General features: G+C 63.6%; 1 protein-coding gene. It reads right to left on the bottom strand.

Going from position 1 to position 324, the window contains the following annotated elements:
- Positions 1–48: 48 nt before the first annotated feature.
- Positions 49–324: hypothetical protein (locus HX774_RS19590; protein WP_218650551.1), on the bottom strand; the 276-nt coding region annotated here is incomplete at its 5' end.

The following is a 324-nucleotide window of genomic DNA, read 5'->3' as shown; positions in this document are numbered from 1 at the left end:
GCATGGCCGCGCCCGTGCCGCCGAGAAATTGACGTCGGGAAACCATGTTCAATGTCCTTGAGGAGGGTTCGGCGCTGTGGTGGCCGCATTCGCTTCAGCCGTCGGCAGCTTGCCGCCCAGCGCCATCTGCAGGTCGGTCTGTGCAATCCAGTAACCGCGCAGCGCGTCGATGTAGCCGTTCACGGCATTCACCTGCTCGCGCGCATCGGCCAGCAGTTCGAACACACTCACGAGCATGCCGTTGTAGCGCAGCAGCATCTCGTCGGAGATGCGCTTGCGCACGGGCACGAACTCGTCGCGGTAGTGGCGCGTGAGGTCATATGC

This window comes from Brevundimonas sp. P7753 (genome assembly GCF_013386595.1).
GTDB lineage: Bacteria > Pseudomonadota > Alphaproteobacteria > Caulobacterales > Caulobacteraceae > Brevundimonas > Brevundimonas bullata.
This window is presented reverse-complemented; position numbering and strand designations above follow the sequence as displayed.